Here is a 20,646-nt window from a genome sequence, read left to right as displayed (position 1 = left end):
CATGTCGGTTACCGAGAACAACGTTTCCGAAGCGATGCGCGAGGGCGTGGTCATCCCGGCCACGTCCCGCGCGGAGCGCTTCACCTCCTACGACGTCGAGGCCTTCGAGGTTCCCGGCGGCCGTGAGGAGAACTGGCGCTTCACTCCGATGAAGCGGCTGCGCGGCCTGCACGACGGGTCCGCCGCCGCTTCGGGTTCGGCCACAGTGGACGCCGACGCCGCGCCCGAACTGAAGATCGAGACGGTCGGCCGGGACGACGAGCGCCTCGGCGCCGCCGGTGTCCCGAGCGACCGGATCGCCGCGCAGGCGTACTCCTCGTTCACCGAGGCCACCGTCATCACGGTGCCCAAGGAGACGAAGACGTCGAAGCCGTCGACGGTGAAGATCACCGGTCCGGGCGAGGGCAAGGTCGCCTACGGGCACGTGCAGGTGCGCGCCGAGCAGTTCTCCGAGGCCGTCATCGTCCTCGACCACGCCGGCTCCGGCACCTACGCCGACAACGTCGAGTTCGTCATCGGCGATTCGGCGAACGTGACCGTCGTCAGCGTCCAGGACTGGGCCGACGACGCGGTGCACGTCTCCGAGCAGCACCTCAAGCTCGGCCGCGACGCCACGCTCAAGCACATCGTCATCACCCTGGGCGGTGACCTCGTCCGCGTCTCGCCGACGGCGACCTTCGCCGACAAGGGCGGCGACGTCGAGATGCTCGGCCTGTACTTCGCGGACGAAGCACAGCACCAGGAACACCGTCTCTTCGTCGACCACGCGGTGCCGAACTGCAAGTCCCGCGTGATGTACAAGGGCGCGCTGCAGGGCGAGGGCGCGCACACCGTGTGGGTCGGCGACGTGCTGATCCGGGCGGCCGCCGAGGCCACCGACACCTACGAGCTCAACCGCAACCTGGTGCTGACGCCGGGCGCCCGGGCGGACTCGATCCCGAACCTGGAGATCGAGACCGGCGAGATCGAAGGCGCGGGCCACGCGAGCGCGACGGGAAGGTTCGACGACGAGCAGTTGTTCTACCTCCAGTCGCGCGGAATCGGCGAAGACGCCGCGCGCCGCCTGGTCGTCCGCGGGTTCTTCCACGAGATCCTGGTCAAGATCGGCGTTCCCGAGGTGCGCGAGCGTCTCGAGGCCGCGATCGAAGCCGAACTCGAAGCTGTCGGCGCCTGAGCGCGCGTCCGTCCACAAGAGACTTTTAGGAAAGAAATGCCTACGCTGGAAATCAAGGATCTGCACGCCTCGGTCACGACCGAGGAAGGCCCCAAGGAGATCCTCAAGGGCGTCAACCTGACCATCAAGTCGGGCGAGACCCACGCGATCATGGGCCCCAACGGTTCGGGCAAGTCCACGCTGTCCTACGCCATCGCCGGTCACCCCAAGTACGAAGTCACCTCCGGGCAGGTCCTGCTCGACGGTGAGGACGTGCTCGAGATGAGCGTCGACGAGCGTGCCCGCGCGGGCCTGTTCCTCGCCATGCAGTACCCGGTCGAGGTGCCGGGCGTGTCCATGTCCAACTTCCTCCGCACCGCGGCCACCGCGGTCCGTGGCGAGGCCCCCAAGCTGCGCCACTGGGTCAAGGAGGTCAAGGAGGAGATGGGCAAGCTGGAGATCTCGTCCGAGTTCGCCGAGCGTTCGGTGAACGAGGGCTTCTCCGGCGGTGAGAAGAAGCGCCACGAGATCCTGCAGCTGGCGCTGCTCAAGCCGAAGATCGCCATCCTCGACGAGACCGACTCCGGCCTCGACGTCGACGCGCTGCGCGTCGTGTCCGAGGGCGTCAACGAGTTCAAGGCCGGCAACGACGCCGGCGTCATGCTGATCACGCACTACACGCGGATCCTGCGGCACATCACGCCTGACTTCGTGCACGTCTTCGCGGGCGGCAAGATCGTCGAGTCCGGTGGCCGTGAACTCGCGGACGAGCTGGAGGAGAACGGGTACGTCAAGTACACCGGCTCCGCCGAGACCGCCGCCGTCTGATCACTGAACTTCACGACTACACCGAGAGGAGTTGGCCCGATGACCACCACCACGGCTAACTCTGCTGCACCGCTGGACGTAGCGGCCATCAGGGCCGACTTCCCGATCCTGACCCGCACGGTGCGGGACGGGAAACCCTTGGTGTATCTGGATTCCGGTGCGACGTCCCAGAAGCCGGTGCAGGTGCTCGAAGCCGAGCGCCGGTTCCTGGAGACCTCGAACGCCGCGGTGCACCGCGGCGCGCACCAGCTCGCCGAGGAGGCGACCGACGCCTACGAGTCCGCCCGCGTGCGGATCGCGGAGTTCGTCGGCGCCTCCCCGCACGAGCTGGTGTTCACCAAGAACGCCACCGAGGGCATCAACCTCGTCGCCTACGCGATGAGCAACGCCGCCACGGCCGGTCCCGGAGCCGAGCGGTTCAAGATCGGTCCCGGCGACGAGATCGTCATCACCGAGATGGAGCACCACGCGAACCTGGTGCCGTGGCAGCAGCTCTGCCAGCGCACCGGTGCGACGCTGAAGTGGTTCTCCGTCACCGCGGACGGCCGCCTCGATCTGTCCAATGTGGACGAGCTGATCACCGAGCGGACCAAGGTGCTCGCGTTCACGCACCAGTCCAACGTGCTCGGCACGATCAACCCGGTCGAGTTCCTGGTGAAGAAGGCCCGCAAGGTCGGCGCGCTGGTCGTGCTGGACGCCTGCCAGTCGGTGCCGCATTTCCCGGTGGACCTGCACGCCCTCGACGTCGACTTCGCCGCTTTCGCCGGGCACAAGATGGTCGGCCCGTACGGCATCGGTGTCCTTTACGGCCGCCGCGAGTTGCTCGAAGCGATGCCGCCGTTCCTGACCGGTGGCTCGATGATCGAGCTGGTCCGCATGGAGCAGACCACCTTCGCCGCGCCGCCGCAGCGGTTCGAGGCGGGTACCCCGATGACGTCGCAGGCCGTCGGTCTCGGCGCGGCCGCCGACTACCTGTCGGCGATCGGCATGGACCGCGTCGCCGCGCACGAGCACCTCCTCACCGAGGCGGCGCTCGCCGGGCTCGGCGAGATCCCGGGTGTGCGGATCATCGGCCCCACCGACATGGCCGACCGCGGCGGACTGGTGTCGTTCGTCATCGACGGCGTCCACCCGCACGACTCGGGTCAGGTGCTGGACAGCCTCGGCGTCGCCGTCCGCGTCGGGCACCACTGCGCGTGGCCGCTGCACCGGGCCTGCTCGGTGCCCGCGACCGTGCGCGCGTCGTTCTACGTCTACAACACCCTGTCCGAAGTGGACGCACTGGTGAACGGTGTACGTGAGGCGCAGAAGTTCTTCGGGGTGGCGTGATGAACCTGGAGAGCATGTACCAGGAGATCATCCTGGACCACTACAAGAACCCGCACGGCCGCGGCCTGCGCGAGCCGTTCGACGCCGAGTCGTTCCAGGTCAACCCGACCTGCGGCGACGAGGTGACGCTGCGGGTGAAGGTCGACGACGGGAAGGTCGCCGACGTCTCCTACGAGGGACAGGGCTGCTCGATCAGCCAGGCTTCCACGTCGGTCTTGACGGATCTCGTCGTCGGGCACACCGTGGAGGAGGCGTTCACCACCATGGACGCCTTCGTCGAGCTGATGCAGGGCAAAGGGCAGATCGAACCCGACGAGGAAGTGCTGGAGGACGGCATCGCCTTCGCCGGCGTGGCCAAGTACCCGGCCCGCGTGAAATGCGCCCTGCTCGGGTGGATGGCGTTCAAGGACGCCGTCGCCCGCACGACCAACGGAGTTGAGACGGCATGACCGAACAGCAGACCGAAACCCGCGAGGGGCGCACGGCCGCCGACCTCGACGCCGAGACCGCCGCCGCCCCGGACGCCGCCGATGTGGCGAAGGTCGAGGACGTCGAAGAGGCGATGCGCGACGTCGTCGACCCCGAACTCGGCATCAACGTCGTCGACCTCGGGCTGGTCTACGACATCCGCGTCGAGGCGGACAACACCGCCACCATCGACATGACCCTGACCTCGGCGGCCTGCCCGCTGACCGACGTCATCGAGGACCAGACCGGAGCCGCCCTCGTCGGCGGGGGAACGGGCCTGGTCAAGGACTTCCGGATCAACTGGGTCTGGATGCCGCCGTGGGGCCCGGAGAAGATCACCGACGACGGCCGCGAACAGCTGCGGGCGCTCGGCTTCACCGTCTGATTCTCGCTTGCGCGTGAAGGCCTCCTTCCCTCGGCTCAGCCGAGGGAAGGAGGCCTTCACGCGCTTCGGGCCGGGGTGGCTGGAGTGACATCCAATGCACCAAAATCCACACGGTCACCCTTTCGTATAACGGCCTATACGGCGCGGGTGACGGCGTGTGCGTCTGGTTGGGTGACGGCATGGTCTTCCGCTCCATAGCGCTGTTCGCGCTCGCCGCCCTGCTGGAGATCGGCGGCGCCTGGCTGATCTGGCAAGGGGTGCGGGAACATCGCGGCTACCTCTGGATCGGCGCGGGCGTCGTCGCGCTCGGCCTCTACGGTTTCGTGGCGACCTTGCAACCCGACGCGAACTTCGGCCGCATCCTCGCCGCGTACGGGGGAGTGTTCGTCGCGGGATCGCTGGCGTGGGGCATGGTCGCCGACGGCTACCGGCCGGATCGCTACGACGTCATCGGCGCGCTGATCTGCCTGGCGGGGGTCGGAGTAATCATGTACGCGCCCCGAGGTTGAGACGCTAATCTGCGCTGTGACCGAAATGGACTTCCCCGCCCCGCCTCCCGAAAAGGCCGGGCCGAAGCGAAGATTCCCCCCGCTCCTGTGGGTGATGATCCTGGTGGCGGTCGTCGGCGTGGGCGCCGGCGGCTACGGCTTCTGGAGCTTGTCGGACTACGCGATGAAGACCGCTGCCAGCCCGGCGATGAGTCCCACGCTCGAACCCGGCACCATCGTGACCTACCGGTGGTCCGAGGTCGGCGACATTCCGCGTGGCGCTGTGGTTCTCATGGATCTCAGCGCGTATCCGGACGCGAGTCCCAGTGAGGGCCTTGCCATCCAGCGGGTGATCGCCGTCGGTGATGATCAGGTCGTCTGCTGCACGAAGGACGGCCTGATCACTGTCAACGGGAAAGCCGTCAAGGAGACCTACGTCGATTACGGGGGCACCAGCGGGAGGCGCTTCGACGTCAAAGTCCCACCGGGCACCGTGTTCCTCGCGGGCGATCAGCGGAACAATTCCCGCGACTCGCAGCTTTACGCGGGGAAACCGGGTGATGGCGCCGTTCCGCTGGACAAGGTGCACGGGGTCATCGTCGGCATCGGCAGGAGCATCAACGCGGAACCCTTTCCGCAGACAACGGCTTTCGTCGACGCCGGCCTGCCAGGGGAACCGGTGTCCGACACCGGATTTCTCGCCGCGCGCCACTTCATGCTCGCCGGGATCAGCCTCGTTGCGATCGGTGTCATCGGGGCGATCGTGACCGTTGTCCGCTCCGCCGGAAAACGACGAAGAGCAGCCGCAATCCCACCAGCGCACTGACCACCAGCAGGTTGTAGCCGAACATCTGGTGCAGCGTGACCCCGTCCAGGACCTCCGGGCCGGTCGTGCTGCCCAGCAGCAGCACGGCCATCAGCCCGGTGGCCACACCGACGAACGCCAGCAGGATCTCGTGCACCAGTCCGGTGACCACGTCGCGGTCGCGTTCGTCGGAGAACAGCCGGACGTTGACCGAAAGCCTGCCCTGTTCCAGCGCGTTGCCGATCCGGTCGACGCGGCGCGGCAGCCGCCGCAGCACCGGCAGCAGCGCCATCAGTTCGTTGGTGGCGGTGGAGCGCAGCGACTCCGGTCGCAATCCGGCACCTACCTGCTCGGCGGCGTAGGCGCGGGATTCGACGACGATGTTGAACCCCGGCGCCAGCGCGGCCAGTGTTCCCTCCAAGGTGGCCAGTGCGCGGAACACCGCGGCGATCGGCGGGGGCACGCTGAGCCGGAAGTCGGCGATCACCCGGAACAGGTCGGTGAACATGTCGAGATCGGGCGCCTGCCCGTGGTTGAAATGCTTCGCCACCAAGGAACCCAGTGCCCGCTCCAGGCGACGCTCGTCGATTTCGTCCGGTTGGTCGACGATCTCCAGCAGGCCGTCGCGCAACGCGGCCGGGTCGCCGCGGTCGAGGGCGAGGATGAGGTTCTGCAGCCCGCCGCGCAGGCCCGAGTCGAGCCGTCCGACGGAGCCGAAGTCGAGCAGGCCGAGCCTGCCGTCGGTGAGCAGCAGGACGTTGCCGGGATGCGGGTCGGCGTGGAAGACACCGCTGCCCATCACCTGGCCGAGCACGCACCGCAGCATGGACCGCGCGAGACCTGCCCGTTCCGCGGCCGGGACCTGCTCCCGCGCGGCGGCGAGCGGCTTGCCGTCGAGGCGCCGCATCACCAGGACCCGTTCGGTGGACAGTTCTTTGTGGACGGTCGGCAGGGCGACCTCGGTGCCGGAGTAGGCCGCGGCGACCGCTTCGATGTTCCTGGCTTCGGTGCGGAAATCGAGCTCCTCGACGAGTGCGTCGGCGAAGCCTTCGGCGAGGTCGACGACGCCGAGCGACCCCGCCCATTCCGCGCGCTGGTCCAGCGCGGCCGCCACGCGGCGGACGATGTCGAGGTCCCGGTCGACCAGCGCCTGCACGCCGGGCCGCTGCACCTTGACGACCACTTCCTGCCCGTCGCGCAGCTTCGCCCGGTAGACCTGCGCGATCGACGCGGCCGCGATCGGTTCCGGGTCGAACTCGGCGAAGATCTCGTCCGGGTTTCCGCCCAGTTCCTCCCGCAGCACCGTCGCGACCTCGTCGGCGTCGGCGAAGGCGACCTGATCCTGGAGTTTGCTGAGCTCGTCGACGAACACCTGCGGGAGCAGATCGGACCGGGTCGAGAGCAACTGGCCGAGTTTCACGAACGTCACGCCGCCCTCCTCCAGCGCGCGGCGCAGCGATCGCGCCAGTTTGGCGTGCCGGACCCGGGCGAGGCCGGGTTCGCGGCGGCCGGTGAGGTACCGGCCGAGACCGTGCTTGATCGCGATCCGGGTGATCTGCGAGTAACGCCGCGTCCGGGCGACACGGCGGCGCATCGACCTGATCCTGCCGATCAGCCCGAGCCCCGAGCCGGACGGCAGGACGAACTCCGCGACGAACAGGAAGATCAACGTCGCGAGGAACGCGCCACCCGCCACCGGGACGACCAGCCCGGCGAAGGCTCCGCCCGTGTACATCGGCGAGGGGAACGCGCTGAGGATGCCGCCCGCGACCAGCCAGCCGAAACCGGCGGCGCAGAACGCGCGGACGACGCCGATCCGCACCCCCAGCACGCGGCGGGCGGCGACCACGAGCGGCCACAGCATCAGCGCGTAGACGGGCAGGGTGAGCAGACCGAGCAGCAGGTTCATGCCGGAGAGCACATCACGCGCAGTCCGCGGGGGATTCCCGCTCCGGCGGGACGGTACTCACCCTTGAGAGGGAACGGACCCCGAAGTTGTACGTCGTGGTCGCCTCCCGGGGTGCGAAGAGGACGCCGAGTACGGCGATCGCCGCCGCCGCGAGGAAGCCGGCGCGGAGGTCGAGGAGATCGCCGAGGAGACCGATGAGCGGTGCCCCGGCGGCCTGGCCGAGCGCCAGCGCGAGGAAGGCCACGCCGACACCGAACGCGGGTGCCGCCGGATAAGCCCTGGTGCCCCAGAGGATCAGCACGCCGGTCAGTCCGATGTAGACGGCTCCGAAGACCGCGGCCGCGATGAGGAGCGCGGGAAGCGAACGGGTGGCGAGGGCGAAGAGTGCCGTGGCGGCGGCGAACAGGACCATCCCCGCGGACCAAGCACGCCGCAGTCCAGCCCGCGAGGTCAGTTCGGCGGTGAACGCGCCCGCCAGGCCGACCGCGCCGAGCACGATCCACACCACCGTCGAGGCGGTCTCGTCGAGGCCGCCGACGCTCACGGCGATGTCCCGGCCGAAGGTCCAGATCGCCGCGCTGGCCAGGCCGAGCGTCGCGGCGGCGGGCACCAGCCGTCCGGTGGCGGGCGGGAACAGCGGCACCGGCAGCCCACGCGCGCGGTCTTCCTTAACCGGCGGCACGACCCGGACGATCCACAAGGTCACCAGCGCCGAGGCCGCGGCGAAGGCCCACCAGGCCATTCGCCAGTCACCGATGGCGAGCAGGGACACCGGGCCGGAGATCAGCACACCGAGTCCGGTTCCGGCGTTCACCACGGATTGGGCGCGGTCACGGCGGGTCGCCCGGACGACGCGTGAGACCGCGTCGGCGAGCGAAGGGGAGGCCAGGCCTGTGCTGGCGCCGGCGAGGACGACCCCGAGCGCGAGCACGCCGGCGTTCGGCGCGGCCGCGATCAGGGCGGTTCCCGCCGTGGCCGTCGTTCCGGCGGCGAGCGCGCCCGCCCGCGCTCCCCAGCGGGTCGTGATGGCGGTCGAGCCGACGACCGCGAGGCAGTACGCGACGTAACTTCCCGCCGCGATGGCGCCGAGGGCGCCGCCGTCGAGGTCGAACTCCGTCCGGAGGGTCGGCGCGAAGAGGCCGTACGCGTACCTCGCGAGTCCGTAGGAGACCGCGATCAGCGACAACCCGGCCGCCGTGAGGGTCAGTTCACGCTTGTGCGAAGAAACCATCAGCTCTCCTTCTCGTGTATACCGATCGGTATACTTGGGGAGTGTTCCCGCTTTTCGCCGCCGGGTCAACCGATCGGTATACTCGGCGCCATGCTGACCCCAGCTGGCGAGCGTGTCCTGAGCGCCGCGAGTGAGCTCTTCTACCGAGAGGGCCTCAACGCGGTGGGCGTCGCGGCCGTGGCCGAAGCCGCCGGCGTCACGAAAAAGACCCTGTACGCGTGCTTCGGGTCGAAGACGGAGCTCACCGTCGCGTACTTGCGACGTCGTCACGACGTCTGGTGGGCGTACCTCGAAGAGCGGCTGGCCGAAGCCGATCGTCCCCGGGCACTCGTGGTCTTCGACTCCTACATCGACCACCCCCGGCTCGGGAGTGACCGGGGGTGCGCGTTCCTCAACGCGGCCGCCGAACTGCCCGCGGGGCATCCCGGACTCGACGTGATCCGGCGGCACAAGGCGGCCGTGCGGGCGAAGTTCGCCGAACTGATCCGGGAGGACGCCCCGTACGCGGACGATCCGGAAAGGCTCGCGGAGCAGCTCTTCCTCCTCGTCGAGGGCGCTGTCGCGCACACCGGGATCGACGGGGACGCCCATCGGGTCACCCTCGCGAGGGAGATCGCGGAGGTACTGATGCGGGATCCGCGCCCGGCCGGCACGCGCTAGAAAGAGCGCATGCGACTTTTCGGCCCGCTCGTCGACCGGGCGACCTACCGCCGTTGGGTGTTTTTCATCCTCGGCGGCGCGCTGAGCGTGCCGTACATCCTCTTCGCCGCCATCGTGGTGCCGTCGGTGCTTCCCCTCGTCGTGACGGTGGAACGCGGCCTCGTCATCGCGCTGGTCACCGTCGTCCTGGTGATGGTCGCGTCGTCGTTCATCCCCGCCGTCCGGGTGCTGGAGGGCGCGGCCGTGCGGGAACTCCTGGACGATCCCGTGCCCGGTGTGACGTTCGGGCCCGCGTCGAGCTGGCCCGTCCGGTTGCGGTCGACCGCGATGTTCCTGCTGCACGTGAGCACCGGCTGTGTCGTCAGCCTGGTGAGCTTGCTCGTCCCGGTCGCGTTCGGGTTCACGGTCGCGGCCCCGTTCACCGGCCGGATCACCCTCTCCACCGAGGATCCGATCGAGGTGCCGAAGGGCTGGGCGAGCGCGTGGATCCCGCTGGCGTGCCTGCTCGGCGTGGTCGCGCTGGCCTACGTCGTGTGGGGAGCGGGCGCGGTGCTGACCCGCTGCGCCAAGAGCCTGCTGGGGGTCTCGGCCGCGGAACGGATCGCCCAGCTGGAGAAGCGCACCGAACAACTCGCCGAACGCAACCGGCTCGCGCGCGAACTGCACGACTCCGTCGGGCACGCGCTGAGCGTCGTGACCATCCAGGCCGGGGCCGCGCGACGGACGCTGAGGTCGGATCCCGAGTTCACCGAGCAGGCGCTCACCGCCATCGAGGACTCCGCCCGTGCCGCGCTGGACGACCTCGACCACGTGCTCGGGCTGCTGCGTGACGAGGCGTCGTCACGGACACCGCAGTCAGGGCTGGCGGAGCTGCCCGCGCTGGTCGAAGCGACGCGGCTGGCGGGCGCCGAGGTGGCGGCGGAGGTGCGGGGAGAACCGTCCTCGGTGCCGCCGGTCGTCTCCCGCGAGGCGTACCGGATCTTGCAGGAATGCCTGACGAACGCGCTGCGGCACGCCGGTAAGGTTCCGGTGACGGTGCTCGTCGACGCCGGAACGGAGCTGCTGCGCCTGCGGGTGTCCAACCCGCTCGGCGCCGCGTCGCCGTCGCGCGACGGGGGCGGCCGGGGGCTGCGGGGAATGACGGAACGGGTGGAAGTGCTCGGAGGCACGATCACCGCGGGCCGGGCGGACGGATTCTGGAAGGTCGAGGTGGCGGTGCCATGGGGGAAACGGCGATGAGCATCGGGGTACTGCTGGTCGACGACGAACAGCTCATCCGGGCGGGGCTGCGGGCGATCGTCGCCTCCGAGCCCGATCTGGAGGTCGTGGGCGAAGCGTCCGACGGCGCCGAGGTGCCGGGGCTGGTCTCGCGGTTCCGGCCCGACGTCGTACTGATGGACGTCCGGATGCCGTCGGTCGACGGCATTCGCGCGACCGCGCATCTGATGTCCACTATGGACAAGCCGCCGAAGGTGATCGTGGTGACCACCTTCGAAAACGACGACTACGTATACGACGCCTTGCTCGCGGGCGCGAGCGGCTTCCTGCTGAAGCGGGCGCGGCCCGAGGAGATCGTCGCGGCGATCCGGACGGTGGCGGCGGGGGAGTCGCTGCTGTTCCCGGCCGCGATCCGGCGGCTGGCCGCGCAGCAGGCGAACCGGGGCCCGCAGGACGGCCTCGCCGGCGCCGGGCTCACCGAACGCGAAAGCGAGGTGCTGCGGCTGATGGCGGGCGGACTGTCCAATGTGGAGATAGCGGGCGAACTGTACCTCGGCGTGCAGACGGTCAAGACACATGTCGGGAACGTGCTCGCGAAACTCGGCGCGCGGGACCGGACCCAAGCGGTGATCAAGGCCTACGACACCGGATTCGTCACGCCGGCGGGCTGAAGCCGACGGCGGTCACCGCCCGCACCTACGCGACCGCTCCGTATCGGGCGGCCAACAGTGGCTGAAGGGGAAGCGGAGGTGCCGACCTCACCGTCGGCCGATGGTGCGAAAGTGGCTTTCGCAGCGGGGCACCATGAGTTCAGCTACTCCAGGGCGGCGAGGATCAGCGCGGCCATCGTGGCCGGATCGCCGTTTTCCGGGCGCAGCACCAGGTCCGGGTTCTCCGGCTGCTCGTAGGGAGCGTCGACCCCGGTGAACCCGCTGATCTCGCCCGCCCTCGCCTTCGCGTACATCCCCTTGGGGTCGCGGTCTTCACAGACTTCGAGCGGGGTGTCGACGAAGACTTCGAGGAACGGCAGCCCGGCCGCCTCATGCGCGGCGCGGGCGAGTTCGCGGTCGGTCCGGTACGGGCTGATCAGGGAGACCACCGACACCACTCCGGCGTCGGCGAACAGCTTCGCGACCTCGGCGACACGGCGGACGTTCTCGGTACGATCGGCGGGGCTGAAACCGAGGTTCCCGTTCAGCCCGTGCCGGAGGTTGTCGCCGTCCAGCAGGTACGCGGGCCTGCCGGACGCGACCAGCCGCCGCTCCAGTTCCACGGCCACACTCGACTTCCCGGACGCGGAAAGCCCGGTGAGCCAAACGGTGAGCCCGCGTGTCGCCCGTTCCGCCCTGCTGACCGCGGCGGTATGCCAGACCACGTTCGACGCGGTCACGCTCGGGCCGGTGATCATGCCCGCCGCGACCGTCGCCCCGGAATGCTCGTCGACGAGGAGGAAGCCGCCGGTGGAGCGGTTGCGGCGGTAGGAATCGAACAGCAGCGGCTGTCGTGCGCGCAGCCGGATCCGGCCGATCTCGTTGAGTGACAACGATTCCGCGGTCTCGTCGCGGTGCAGGGTGGTGACGTCCAGCCGGTAGTCCAGGTCGCGGATCTCGGCCTTGGTCTCCCTGGTGGTGTGCCGCACGACGTAGTTGTTCCCTGCTTTCAAAGTTCCTTGTTCCGAGAACCAGCACACCATCGCGTCGACGTCCCTGCTGGTGTGGGGCCGGTTGCCGGGGCGGCAGATCAGGTCACCGCGCCCGAGGTCGAGGTCGTCTTCGAGTTCGATCGTGACGGCCTGCGAGGCGAAGGCTTCGGTGACGGTGGTGCCGCCCGGACCCCAGATCGCGCGCACCGTCGTGGTGAAGCCGGACGGCAGCACGGCGACCTCGTCGCCGGGTTTGAACACCCCGCCCGCGACGGTGCCCGCGTAGCCGCGAAAATCACGGCTGTGCTCCCGGATCACGTACTGCACCGGGAATCGCGCGTCGATGAGGTTGCGATCCGAGGCGACATGCACCTGCTCGAGGTGGTGCAGCAGGGAAGTCCCTTCGTACCAAGGCATACCGGCGCCCCGGTGCACGACGTTGTCGCCGTGCAGTGCCGACATCGGCACGAAGGTGAGATCGTGCACCTGGAGTTTCATGGCGAAGCGGCGGAACTCCTCGCGGATCTCCTCGAAGCGTTCCTGAGACCAGCCGACCAGGTCCATCTTGTTGACGCACAGCACCAGATGCGGGATGCCCAGCAGGCTGGCCAGGAACGCGTGCCGCCGCGACTGTTCGAGCACGCCTTTGCGGGCGTCGATCAGGATCAGCGCGAGATCCGCGGTGGACGCGCCGGTGACCATGTTCCGGGTGTACTGCACGTGCCCCGGCGTGTCGGCGATGATGAACTTGCGCCGGGGCGTGGCGAAGTAGCGATGGGCGACGTCGATGGTGATGCCTTGTTCGCGCTCCGCGCGGAGACCATCGGTCAGCAGTGCGAGATTCGGGTACGCCTCGCCGCGGTCGCGGCTGACGCGTTCGATGGCTTCGAGCTGGTCGGTGAACACCGTCTTCGAATCGAACAGCAGACGGCCGATCAGGGTCGACTTCCCGTCGTCGACACTGCCCGCGGTCGCGAGGCGGACCAGCGAAGCGCTCATCAGAAGTAGCCTTCCTTCTTCCGGTCTTCCATGCCCGCCTCGGAGATCCGGTCGTCGGCGCGGGTGGCGCCGCGTTCGGTGAGCCTGCTGACCGCCACCTCGGCGACCACCTCACCCGGCGACGTCGCCGTCGACTCGACGCAGCCGGTGCAGGTCGCGTCGCCGACGGTCCGGAAGCGAACCGTTGCCTCGTAAGGGATTTCGCCTTCGCTCAGGGTGAGGAACCGGGTGTGCGCGAGCAGCATGCCGTCCCGCTGGACGACCGGACGCCGGTGCGAGTAGTAGATCGACGGCAGGTCGACGTTCTCGGCTTCGATGTACTGCCAGATGTCGAGTTCGGTCCAGTTCGACAGCGGGAAGACACGGATGTGCTCGCCCTTGCGGTGCCTGCCGTTGTAGAGGTCCCAGAGTTCTGGGCGCTGGTTGCGCGGGTCCCATTGGCCGAACTCGTCGCGGAAGCTGAACACGCGCTCCTTCGCGCGGGCTTTCTCCTCGTCACGCCGCGCTCCACCGAAGACCGCGTCGAAGGAATGCTCGCGGATGCCCCGGAGCAGGGCGGCGGTCTGGAGACGGTTGCGACCCGCCTTCGGGTCTTCGACGACCCGGCCCGCGTCGATGTCGTCCTGGACACTGGTGACGACGAGCCGGAGCCTGTAGGTGTCGACCGTGCGGTCCCGGAACTCGATGACCTCGTCGAAGTTGTGCCCGGTGTCGACGTGCATCACCGGGAACGGCGGCGGCGACGGCCAGAACGCCTTGGCCGCCACGTGGAGCATCACCATCGAGTCCTTGCCGCCGGAGAACAGCAGCACCGGCCGTTCGAAGGTCGCCGCGACCTCGCGGAAGATGTGCACGGCTTCGGCTTCCAGTGCTTCGAGATGGGTGAGCTCGTATGCCGGGGACGCCATCGTGACCTCCGTGGTTCGAGATCAGAAAAGTAGAACAAGTTCTTGTGCTTGGTCAAGGGCTGGGGGACGCTGTCGGCATGGACCTGGTCGCGCTCGAAGAGATCCGTCGCCTCAAAGCCCGCTACCTCCGCTGTCTCGACCTCAAGCTGTGGGACGAGATGGCCGAGACCCTGACCGCCGACGCGCACGCGCGCTACGGCACGCCGTCGTACGGCAAACCGCTGACTTTCGAAAGCCGTGAAGCCATCGTCGAGTTCTTCCGGAACGCGGTCGGTCCCGGCATCACGACGGTGCACTTCGCCGGGCAGCCGGAGATCGACGTCGACGGCGACACCGCGACGGGCACCTGGCTGATGCGGGACAAGGTGATCGTGCCCGAACATCGGGTGGTGATCGAGGGTGCGGCGTACTACGAGGACACCTACCGGCGGGTGGACGGCGTGTGGCTGACCGCCTCGACCCAGTACGACCGGCTGTACGAGACGATGATGTCGATGGACGACGTGCCGAGCCTGAAGCTCACCGCGAACCGCTGGTCTTCCTGAGCCGCCTTCAGTCCTCTCAGTGCGGCGATCGGGCTCGCGCGAACCCGGAACATGCGTGCTTGAAGCCGTACCACGCGTGTCCGGAGCCGGAAGACAGTGCCGATTCCGGCCTCACACGTGTTACGTCCCTGACCGCGCGACTACGCATTTAAGAGGACTGAACGCGGGGGTGACGGCCGCCGGATTCGGCGGTGACGGCGTCGGCGGTGGCGACCAGCGCCGCGCCCCGCCGCGCGATCTCCGCGCCGGTGATCGGTTCACCGACCGAAAGGGTGAGCACGAGCTCCTGTCGTCCCGAAGCGTCGAACGTCGGCGCGGCGAGCAGGCTCACCGCGTGCTTGCGACGGGGCTCCAGGTCCGCGCCGAGGTAGACGCGCTCGCCGAGGCTCGAGACGAGTTCCCCCACCAGTCCGCGCACTTCCGGCGGGAGTTCCTCCGCGTCGACGCCCGCCATCAGCGCGTAGAGCCGCCGCCCCGCGGAAGTCAGGCTCTCCACCAGGTAACCGTGCTCCCGGCATTCGGCGACCACGCGGCGAAGATGCGCTTCGTCCAGCCGTACCGGCACCGTCGGGGGTTTGGCGAGCCAGGCGTCGAACGCCGCGTCGGAGTCCCACAGCACGTACATCAGGCCGACCGGCGGCGCGAACGGATAAGTCTCGCCGAGTTTGACCCGGCCGGAACCGGCGCTCTGCACCATCACGATCCGGTCGCCGACCACGGCCGACGCCGTGCACGTGGCGCCATATCGCCTGCTCAGCTCCTCCAGATGCCGGCGCGCGACCTCGCTCGCGCCGAATCCTTCGCTCGCGACGCGGCCGGCCGCGACCATCGCCGGGCCGAGCCGGTACGTGACCGGCTGCGGGTCCCGGACCAGGTAGCCGCCCGCCGTCAGCTCGGTCACGATGCCGAGGCAGGTGGGTTTCGCCAGGTCCAGTTCGCGCGCGAGTTCCGAGAGGCCGAAGCGGCGGCCTGGGTGCGCGGTGAAGAAGTCGAGCAGCCGCACGACTCGCTCGGTGGGCGGTGAGCGTCGGGTCATTGACCCATCCTTAGAACGCGTTCTAGTCTGATGATACGAAGAACGTACCAAGTCGGTACGTATTTGTACCAGTATGGGGAGTCGCCGGTGCTCACTCAACCGTTCGCGGACGCGATCGTCGAAGCCGAAAAGGTCATCGCGGAGGCGCCGCACATCCGGACCGAACAGGATCTGGTCGAGGGGTACGACTACCTCGCCGGCAGCATCCGCGCTTCCTTGCAGATGGCGTGGGCCTACGAACGGGACTATCCGTTCTTCACCCAGTCCACCGGCCCGTACACGAAGATGGGCCTGGACAACCCGGACACGCTGTACTTCAACGCGAACATCCGCGAGGACCGCGAATACGTCGTCACCGGGACGCGGGGGAGCACGGCCGACGTCAGTTTCCAGGTCCTCAACGGCGACTACTCGCCCGTCGAGGTGCCGGACAGTCTCGCCGCCTTCGACGACCGCGAGATCGAGATCGCCGAGGACGGCTCGTTCGAACTCCGCTTCGGGCCGGCGAAACCCGACCCCGGGCCGAACTACTTCGTCCTCGGCCCGGGTTCGTCGATGCTCGTGGTGCGAGAGGTCTACAGCGACTGGGCCACCGAACGCCGCGGCACGATCCAGATCCAGTGCGCCGACACCGCGGGTGGCGCGCCCGCGCCGCTCACCCGCGACGGGCTGGCCAAACGCTACGGCGTGAGCGGCAAGATCCTGTTGAGCAGGCTCCGCACGTTCCTCGCCTTCCCGAAGTGGTTCTACCTGAACCTGCCGGTGAACACGATGACCGAGCCGCGGCCAACGCCGGGCGGCCTGACCACGCAGTACTCGTCGGCCGGGCACTACGAACTCGGCGACGAAGAGGTCATGATCGTGACGGTGCCGCGATCGGACGCGCCGTATCAGGGCATCCAGCTCGGCAGCGTCTGGTATCTGTCGCTGGACTACATCAACCACCAGACGAGCCTCACCGCCGACCAGGCGCGGGTCGACCCGGACGGCAAGATCCGCTTCGTGATCAGCGAACGCGATCCCGGCCTGGCGAACTGGCTCGAACGCACCGGGCACGACCGCGGGTACGTCCAGATCCGGTGGCAGCGCCTGTCCCGCGCGCTGGAGAAGGCCGACGGTCCCGAGGTCGAGGTGGTGAAGTTCGGCGAACTCGCCGACCGGTTGCCGTTCCACGACGAGGCGCGGGTGACCCCGCAGGAGTGGGCGGACCGGATCTCGGCCCGTCAGAAGGCCGTCGCGGCGAGGATGCTCGGATGACGGATCTCTTGCAGGACAAGGTGATCGTGATCTCCGGGGTCGGGCCGGGGCTCGGCCGGTCGATCGCCGTGCGCTGTGCCGCGGCGGGGGCGGAGGTCGTCCTCGCCGCCCGCACCGAATCCCGGCTCGCCGAGGTCGCCAGGGAGGTCGACGCGCTCGGCCGCCGCGCGGTCGCCGTGCCCGCCGACATCACCGACGACGCTTCGGCCGCGAACCTCACCGAGGCCGTGCTGAAGGCCTTCGGCCGGGTGGACGCCTTGGTGAACAACGCCTTCGCCATCCCGCCGATCATGGATCTCGCCGACGTCGATCTCGCCGACGTGCGGGCGGGCTTCGAGACCAACGTGCTCGCCGCACTGCGGCTCACGCGCCTGTTCACGCCCGCGCTCGCCGAGAGCGGCGGTTCGGTGGTGATGATCAATTCGGCCGTGCTGCGGCATTCCCGGCGGACGTTCGGCGCGTACAAGATGGCGAAGGCGAGCCTGCTCGCGCTCGCGCAGAGTCTCGCCTCGGAACTCGGGCCGCGGGGGATCCGGGTCAATTCCGTGGCGCCGGGTTACATCTGGGCGGATTCGTTGAAGTGGTATTTCGCTTATCTGGCCAAGGAACGCGGGGTGCCGCCGGAGCAGGTGTACGCCGAGACGGCCGAGACGATCGACTTGCGCCGCCTGCCGGAACCGGATGAGATCGCCGACACCGTCGTGTTCCTGGCCTCGTCGCTCGCCCGGTGCGTCACCGGTCAGTGCCTCGACGTCAACGCCGGCGAATACCACCACTGAGAGGGAGAACATGCTGCCAGGGCGGGAAAACGTCGGCACCGTGGAGGATCTGCACGCGTCGGCGGCGAAACTCACCGGGTTGGACGACTTCGGCGGCGAGGACCATCTCGAAGGCCTCCGCGTGCTGCTGGATTCGTACGCCGGCGAGGCGGGTTTGACCCCGTACGGCAACAAGATCCATCGCGCGTTCCTGCGCGGCGCACTGGTGGCGAGGTCGTTGAGCGAGGCCTCGTGGAAGCGGAATCCCGAGTATGCCGACGTTCCCCTCGAACGCCCCATCTTCGTCACCGGTCTCCCGCGCACCGGGACCACCGCACTGCACCGGCTCCTCACCGAGGACCCGGCACACCAGGGGCTGGAAGTCTGGCTGACCGAAGTGCCGCAACCCCGTCCGCCGCGCGAGACCTGGGCGGAGAACCCGGTCTTCCAAGGGATACAGGCGGGTTACGAGAAACACCACGTCGAACACCCCGAATTCATGGGCCTGCACCATATGTCCGCCGATCAGGTGGAGGAATGCTGGCAGCTCCTGCGGCAGTCGCTGAAATCGGTGTCCTACGAATGTCTCGCGCACGTGCCCTCGTACTCGCGCTGGCTGGACGGGCAGAGCTGGACCGACGCCTATCGCAGGCACCGGCGCAACCTGCAGCTCATCGGCCTGCCCGACGCCGGGCGGCGGTGGGTGCTCAAGAACCCGAGCCATCTCTTCGCGCTCGACGCGCTGCTGGAGGTGTACCCGGACGCGCTGATCGTCCAGACCCATCGCGCGCCGAGCACGATCGTCGCGTCGGTGTGCAGCCTGAACGAGCAGGCCTCAGCGGGCTGGTCCGATGTCTTCCGCGGCGACGTGATCGGCCGCAGCCAGCTGGATCTCTGGGCGCGCGGTGCGGAGAAGTCTTTGGAGGCAAGGAAACGCCACGATCCGGCGCAGTTCTGTGATGTCCGGTACGAGGATTTCGTCGCCGACCCGATCGGCACGGTCGAAGGCGTCTACCGGCATTTCGGGCTGCCGCTGAGCGACGCCGCCCGGGACGCGATGGCCGTGGTGCACGCCGAAAGCCGCTCCGGGGAAAGGAAACCCGTGCACCGGTACGACCTCGCGGACTTCGGGCTCACCGCCGGTGAGGTCGACGAACGCTTCTCGGCCTACCGCGCCGCCTACGCCCTCTGAACCTCCCCCCCCCCTGCAATTCGTCATCTACTTGCGATGGTCCTTGCCCGCGCAAGGAGCGCAAGTAGATGACGAATTGCGGGAGGGGTCAGAAGCCGGCGGCGGCGCGCTGGGAAGGCAGGCCGCGCGTCGTGATCCCGCGCAGGACCTCGACGCGGTCCGAGCCCGGCCGCCCGAGCACCCAGCTCGACCCGGGAACCTCTTTGGCCCGCTTCTTCAGCGGCGCCAAGAGCCGGGAAGCGTCCTTGTAGGACCGGATCGCGCCGTGCCCGCACACCAGGGTCGCCAGCGAAACCGTCACCGGCAGCCCGTCGGCCGACCAAGCCGTGTCCAGCAGCGCGGCGGCGACCGTGCCGATCTCGTCGACGTCGCAGGCGATCAGGAAGTCGTCCCCGCCGACGTGGCTGACGCGCATCCGGCGCAGCCGGGCCTCCAGGTCGGTGAGGGTCCGGCCGAGCGCGCGGATCAGGTCGTCGCCCGCGGCGAACCCGGCGGTGTCGTTGACCGTCTTGAACGAGTCGACGTCCAGCCAGGCCGCGACGAACGGCTCCCGCGCGTTGATCCGGCGGTCGACGTCCCTGGCGACGGCGTCGCTGCCGGGCAGGCGGGTCAGCGGGCTCAGCGAGACCGCCTCTTCGACCTTCGCCTCCGCGACCCCGCGGACGACCTCGTTCACCAGCACCACGCCGACACACCGGCCGCGGTCGTCGACCACCACGACGTCGTCGCCGGTCCGGCCCCAGTCCGCGTCGGTGACCAGTTCGAGGAATTCGAGCGCGCTCGCGTCGGCGTGGATCGTGTGCGGCCGGTCGGCGAGCCGCGAAGCCGGCCGCTTGGCGTGCAGGGCGTGGCCGTACAACCCGGTGACCGCGACCAGGAACCGCGTCCGGTCGATCGACCACTGTGGACGGTGCCGGTCGTCGATGCCGACGATGCCGCTCGGCCCGTCGGCGGCGGCCAGCACCTCGCGCACGTCGTCGCAGGTCGCGTCTTCCGGCAGCGTGGTCGCGGGCCGGAGGAAGTCGCCGACGCGGCGGGCGCGGGCGGTACCGGGGATGAACGGCCCTGGCGCGTCCGGTGCGGGCAGCGGCGCGTGGTCGCCGTCCGGCGGGGCGAGCAGGTTGCCCTGCGCGATCCGCACGCCGAGCCGCCGGGCGGACTCCAGCTGCTCGGTGGTTTCGAGCCCGGTCGCGACCAGGCGGTTGTCGGTGCGCGACGCGAAGTGCAGCACCGCCTCGACCACCGCGACGGCGGCCGGGTCGCGCGGCAGGCCGCGCAGCACGCTGCGGTCCAGTTTCACCAGGTCGACGGGCGCCGAAGCGAGCAGCGTGAGCGGGAGGTCGCCGCGGCCGAGGCCGTCGAGCGCGAGCCGGAACCCGAGGTCGGTGAGCCGTCGCATCCCGGTGAGCAGCAGGTCGGCGGGGATCTGCGTGAACGGCGGCCCGATCTCCAGCACGACGTCCCTGGTCCGGCGGCCCACCAGGCTGAGCGCCTCGGTCAGCGGGTCGAAATGCGCAGGTGGTGCCGCCACCGTCCGTGCGGACAGGTTCAGGTGCAGGGGGAGGGCGGCCTGCGGTTCACGCAGCTGCCGGACGGCCTCTGCGGCCAGGCCGACGTCGACCTCGGCCAGCCTGCCGCTGCGCCGGGCGTCGGCGAGCAGTTCGTGGGCGGTGCCGCGGCCTGGCCGTGCCAGTGCTTCGAACGCGACGACGCCACCGGTGTGCAGGCTGTACAACGGCTGGTAAGCGAAGCGGACAGCGATCTGCAACGTCACAAGCGCATGTTCTCCGCTGGCGGCGGGAAACGAAATACGTGTCAACTGATGTTCATCGCGA

Annotated in this window: 20 protein-coding genes; 14 read left to right on the top strand and 6 right to left on the bottom strand. The window is 69.1% G+C overall.

Translation table 11 applies throughout. The features are described 5' to 3' along the window. Position 1: 1 nt before the first annotated feature. The 7 genes from sufD to lepB all read left to right on the top strand — a co-directional run bounded on the left by sufD (position 2) and on the right by lepB (position 5,477). Entirely contained in the window at positions 2-1,174 is a 1,173-nt protein-coding gene (gene sufD, locus BLW75_RS09685) for a Fe-S cluster assembly protein SufD (RefSeq protein WP_034311805.1), read from the top strand. Positions 1,175-1,210: 36 nt separating this feature from the next. Continuing rightward, positions 1,211-1,981 (top strand): Fe-S cluster assembly ATPase SufC, encoded by a 771-nt coding sequence (gene sufC, locus BLW75_RS09680; protein ID WP_034311806.1) that lies wholly within the window; start codon positions 1,211-1,213, stop codon positions 1,979-1,981. Positions 1,982-2,020: 39 nt separating this feature from the next. After that, complete coding sequence (locus tag BLW75_RS09675; protein WP_034311808.1) at positions 2,021-3,310, top strand: cysteine desulfurase; 1,290 nt, start codon at positions 2,021-2,023, stop codon at positions 3,308-3,310. Continuing rightward, positions 3,310-3,759, top strand: coding sequence for a Fe-S cluster assembly sulfur transfer protein SufU (sufU, locus tag BLW75_RS09670; protein ID WP_034311809.1), 450 nt, complete (start codon positions 3,310-3,312; stop codon positions 3,757-3,759). The genes BLW75_RS09675 and sufU overlap by 1 nt, the downstream gene beginning before the upstream one ends. Continuing rightward, positions 3,756-4,163 (top strand): metal-sulfur cluster assembly factor, encoded by a 408-nt coding sequence (locus tag BLW75_RS09665; RefSeq protein WP_034311811.1) that lies wholly within the window; start codon positions 3,756-3,758, stop codon positions 4,161-4,163. Before sufU ends, BLW75_RS09665 begins: the two co-directional genes overlap by 4 nt. Before the next feature lie 179 nt (positions 4,164-4,342). Further along, positions 4,343-4,672 carry a YnfA family protein gene (locus BLW75_RS09660; RefSeq protein ID WP_034311812.1) on the top strand — a complete coding sequence of 110 codons (330 nt, stop codon included), beginning with the start codon at positions 4,343-4,345 and terminating at the stop codon, positions 4,670-4,672. Between the two features lie 25 nt (positions 4,673-4,697). Continuing rightward, a complete protein-coding gene (gene lepB, locus BLW75_RS09655) occupies positions 4,698-5,477 on the top strand; it encodes a signal peptidase I (protein ID WP_241783595.1) in 780 nt (259 codons plus the stop codon). Here the strand turns inward: lepB and BLW75_RS09650 are convergent. Then, positions 5,401-7,365, bottom strand: a complete 1,965-nt coding sequence (locus BLW75_RS09650; protein WP_034311907.1) for an AarF/UbiB family protein — start codon at positions 7,363-7,365, stop codon at positions 5,401-5,403. The two genes, lepB and BLW75_RS09650, sit on opposite strands and share 77 nt — an antisense overlap. 13 nt (positions 7,366-7,378) lie before the next feature. Next, positions 7,379-8,596, bottom strand: coding sequence for an MFS transporter (locus BLW75_RS09645; RefSeq protein WP_034311814.1), 1,218 nt, complete (start codon positions 8,594-8,596; stop codon positions 7,379-7,381). Positions 8,597-8,686: 90 nt separating this feature from the next. Between BLW75_RS09645 and BLW75_RS09640 the strand changes: the two genes are divergently transcribed. From BLW75_RS09640 to BLW75_RS09630, 3 genes are read left to right on the top strand one after another with little or no spacing between them, the layout of a single operon-like run. Next, positions 8,687-9,256 carry a TetR/AcrR family transcriptional regulator gene (locus BLW75_RS09640; RefSeq protein ID WP_034311815.1) on the top strand — a complete coding sequence of 190 codons (570 nt, stop codon included), beginning with the start codon at positions 8,687-8,689 and terminating at the stop codon, positions 9,254-9,256. 9 nt (positions 9,257-9,265) lie between these two features. After that, the gene (locus BLW75_RS09635; RefSeq protein ID WP_034311816.1) at positions 9,266-10,495 is read left to right on the top strand and encodes a sensor histidine kinase; all 1,230 of its coding nucleotides are present in this window, start codon (positions 9,266-9,268) and stop codon (positions 10,493-10,495) included. Further along, the gene (locus BLW75_RS09630; RefSeq protein ID WP_034311817.1) at positions 10,492-11,145 is read left to right on the top strand and encodes a response regulator; all 654 of its coding nucleotides are present in this window, start codon (positions 10,492-10,494) and stop codon (positions 11,143-11,145) included. The genes BLW75_RS09635 and BLW75_RS09630 overlap by 4 nt, the downstream gene beginning before the upstream one ends. A gap of 143 nt (positions 11,146-11,288) precedes the next feature. Here the strand turns inward: BLW75_RS09630 and cysC are convergent, their stop codons facing one another. Then, complete coding sequence (gene cysC, locus BLW75_RS09625; protein ID WP_034311818.1) at positions 11,289-13,115, bottom strand: adenylyl-sulfate kinase; 1,827 nt, start codon at positions 13,113-13,115, stop codon at positions 11,289-11,291. After that, a complete protein-coding gene (gene cysD / locus BLW75_RS09620; protein WP_034311819.1) occupies positions 13,115-14,023 on the bottom strand; it encodes a sulfate adenylyltransferase subunit CysD in 909 nt (302 codons plus the stop codon). Before cysD ends, cysC begins: the two co-directional genes overlap by 1 nt. A gap of 77 nt (positions 14,024-14,100) precedes the next feature. Between cysD and BLW75_RS09615 the strand changes: the two genes are divergently transcribed. Next, complete coding sequence (locus BLW75_RS09615) at positions 14,101-14,568, top strand: nuclear transport factor 2 family protein (RefSeq protein ID WP_034311821.1); 468 nt, start codon at positions 14,101-14,103, stop codon at positions 14,566-14,568. 148 nt (positions 14,569-14,716) lie between these two features. Here BLW75_RS09615 and BLW75_RS09610 read toward each other — a convergent pair whose 3' ends face one another. Further along, complete coding sequence (locus BLW75_RS09610) at positions 14,717-15,604, bottom strand: IclR family transcriptional regulator (protein WP_034311822.1); 888 nt, start codon at positions 15,602-15,604, stop codon at positions 14,717-14,719. An 87-nt stretch (positions 15,605-15,691) separates the two neighbouring features. On the opposite strand from BLW75_RS09610, the gene BLW75_RS09605 reads away from it, so the two are divergent. From BLW75_RS09605 to BLW75_RS09595, 3 genes are read left to right on the top strand one after another with little or no spacing between them, the layout of a single operon-like run. Beyond that, positions 15,692-16,861 carry a DUF1214 domain-containing protein gene (locus BLW75_RS09605; RefSeq protein WP_034311823.1) on the top strand — a complete coding sequence of 390 codons (1,170 nt, stop codon included), beginning with the start codon at positions 15,692-15,694 and terminating at the stop codon, positions 16,859-16,861. Beyond that, entirely contained in the window at positions 16,858-17,640 is a 783-nt protein-coding gene (locus BLW75_RS09600; protein ID WP_034311825.1) for an SDR family oxidoreductase, read from the top strand. Before BLW75_RS09605 ends, BLW75_RS09600 begins: the two co-directional genes overlap by 4 nt. 10 nt (positions 17,641-17,650) lie before the next feature. Next, entirely contained in the window at positions 17,651-18,811 is a 1,161-nt protein-coding gene (locus BLW75_RS09595; RefSeq protein WP_034311826.1) for a sulfotransferase family protein, read from the top strand. 88 nt (positions 18,812-18,899) lie between these two features. Here BLW75_RS09595 and BLW75_RS09590 read toward each other — a convergent pair whose 3' ends face one another. Continuing rightward, the gene (locus BLW75_RS09590; protein WP_034311828.1) at positions 18,900-20,585 is read right to left on the bottom strand and encodes a GGDEF domain-containing protein; all 1,686 of its coding nucleotides are present in this window, start codon (positions 20,583-20,585) and stop codon (positions 18,900-18,902) included. Between the last annotated feature and the right edge of the window lie 61 nt (positions 20,586-20,646).

The sequence above is a fragment of the Amycolatopsis lurida genome (genome assembly GCF_900105055.1).
GTDB lineage: Bacteria > Actinomycetota > Actinomycetes > Mycobacteriales > Pseudonocardiaceae > Amycolatopsis > Amycolatopsis lurida.
This window is presented reverse-complemented; position numbering and strand designations above follow the sequence as displayed.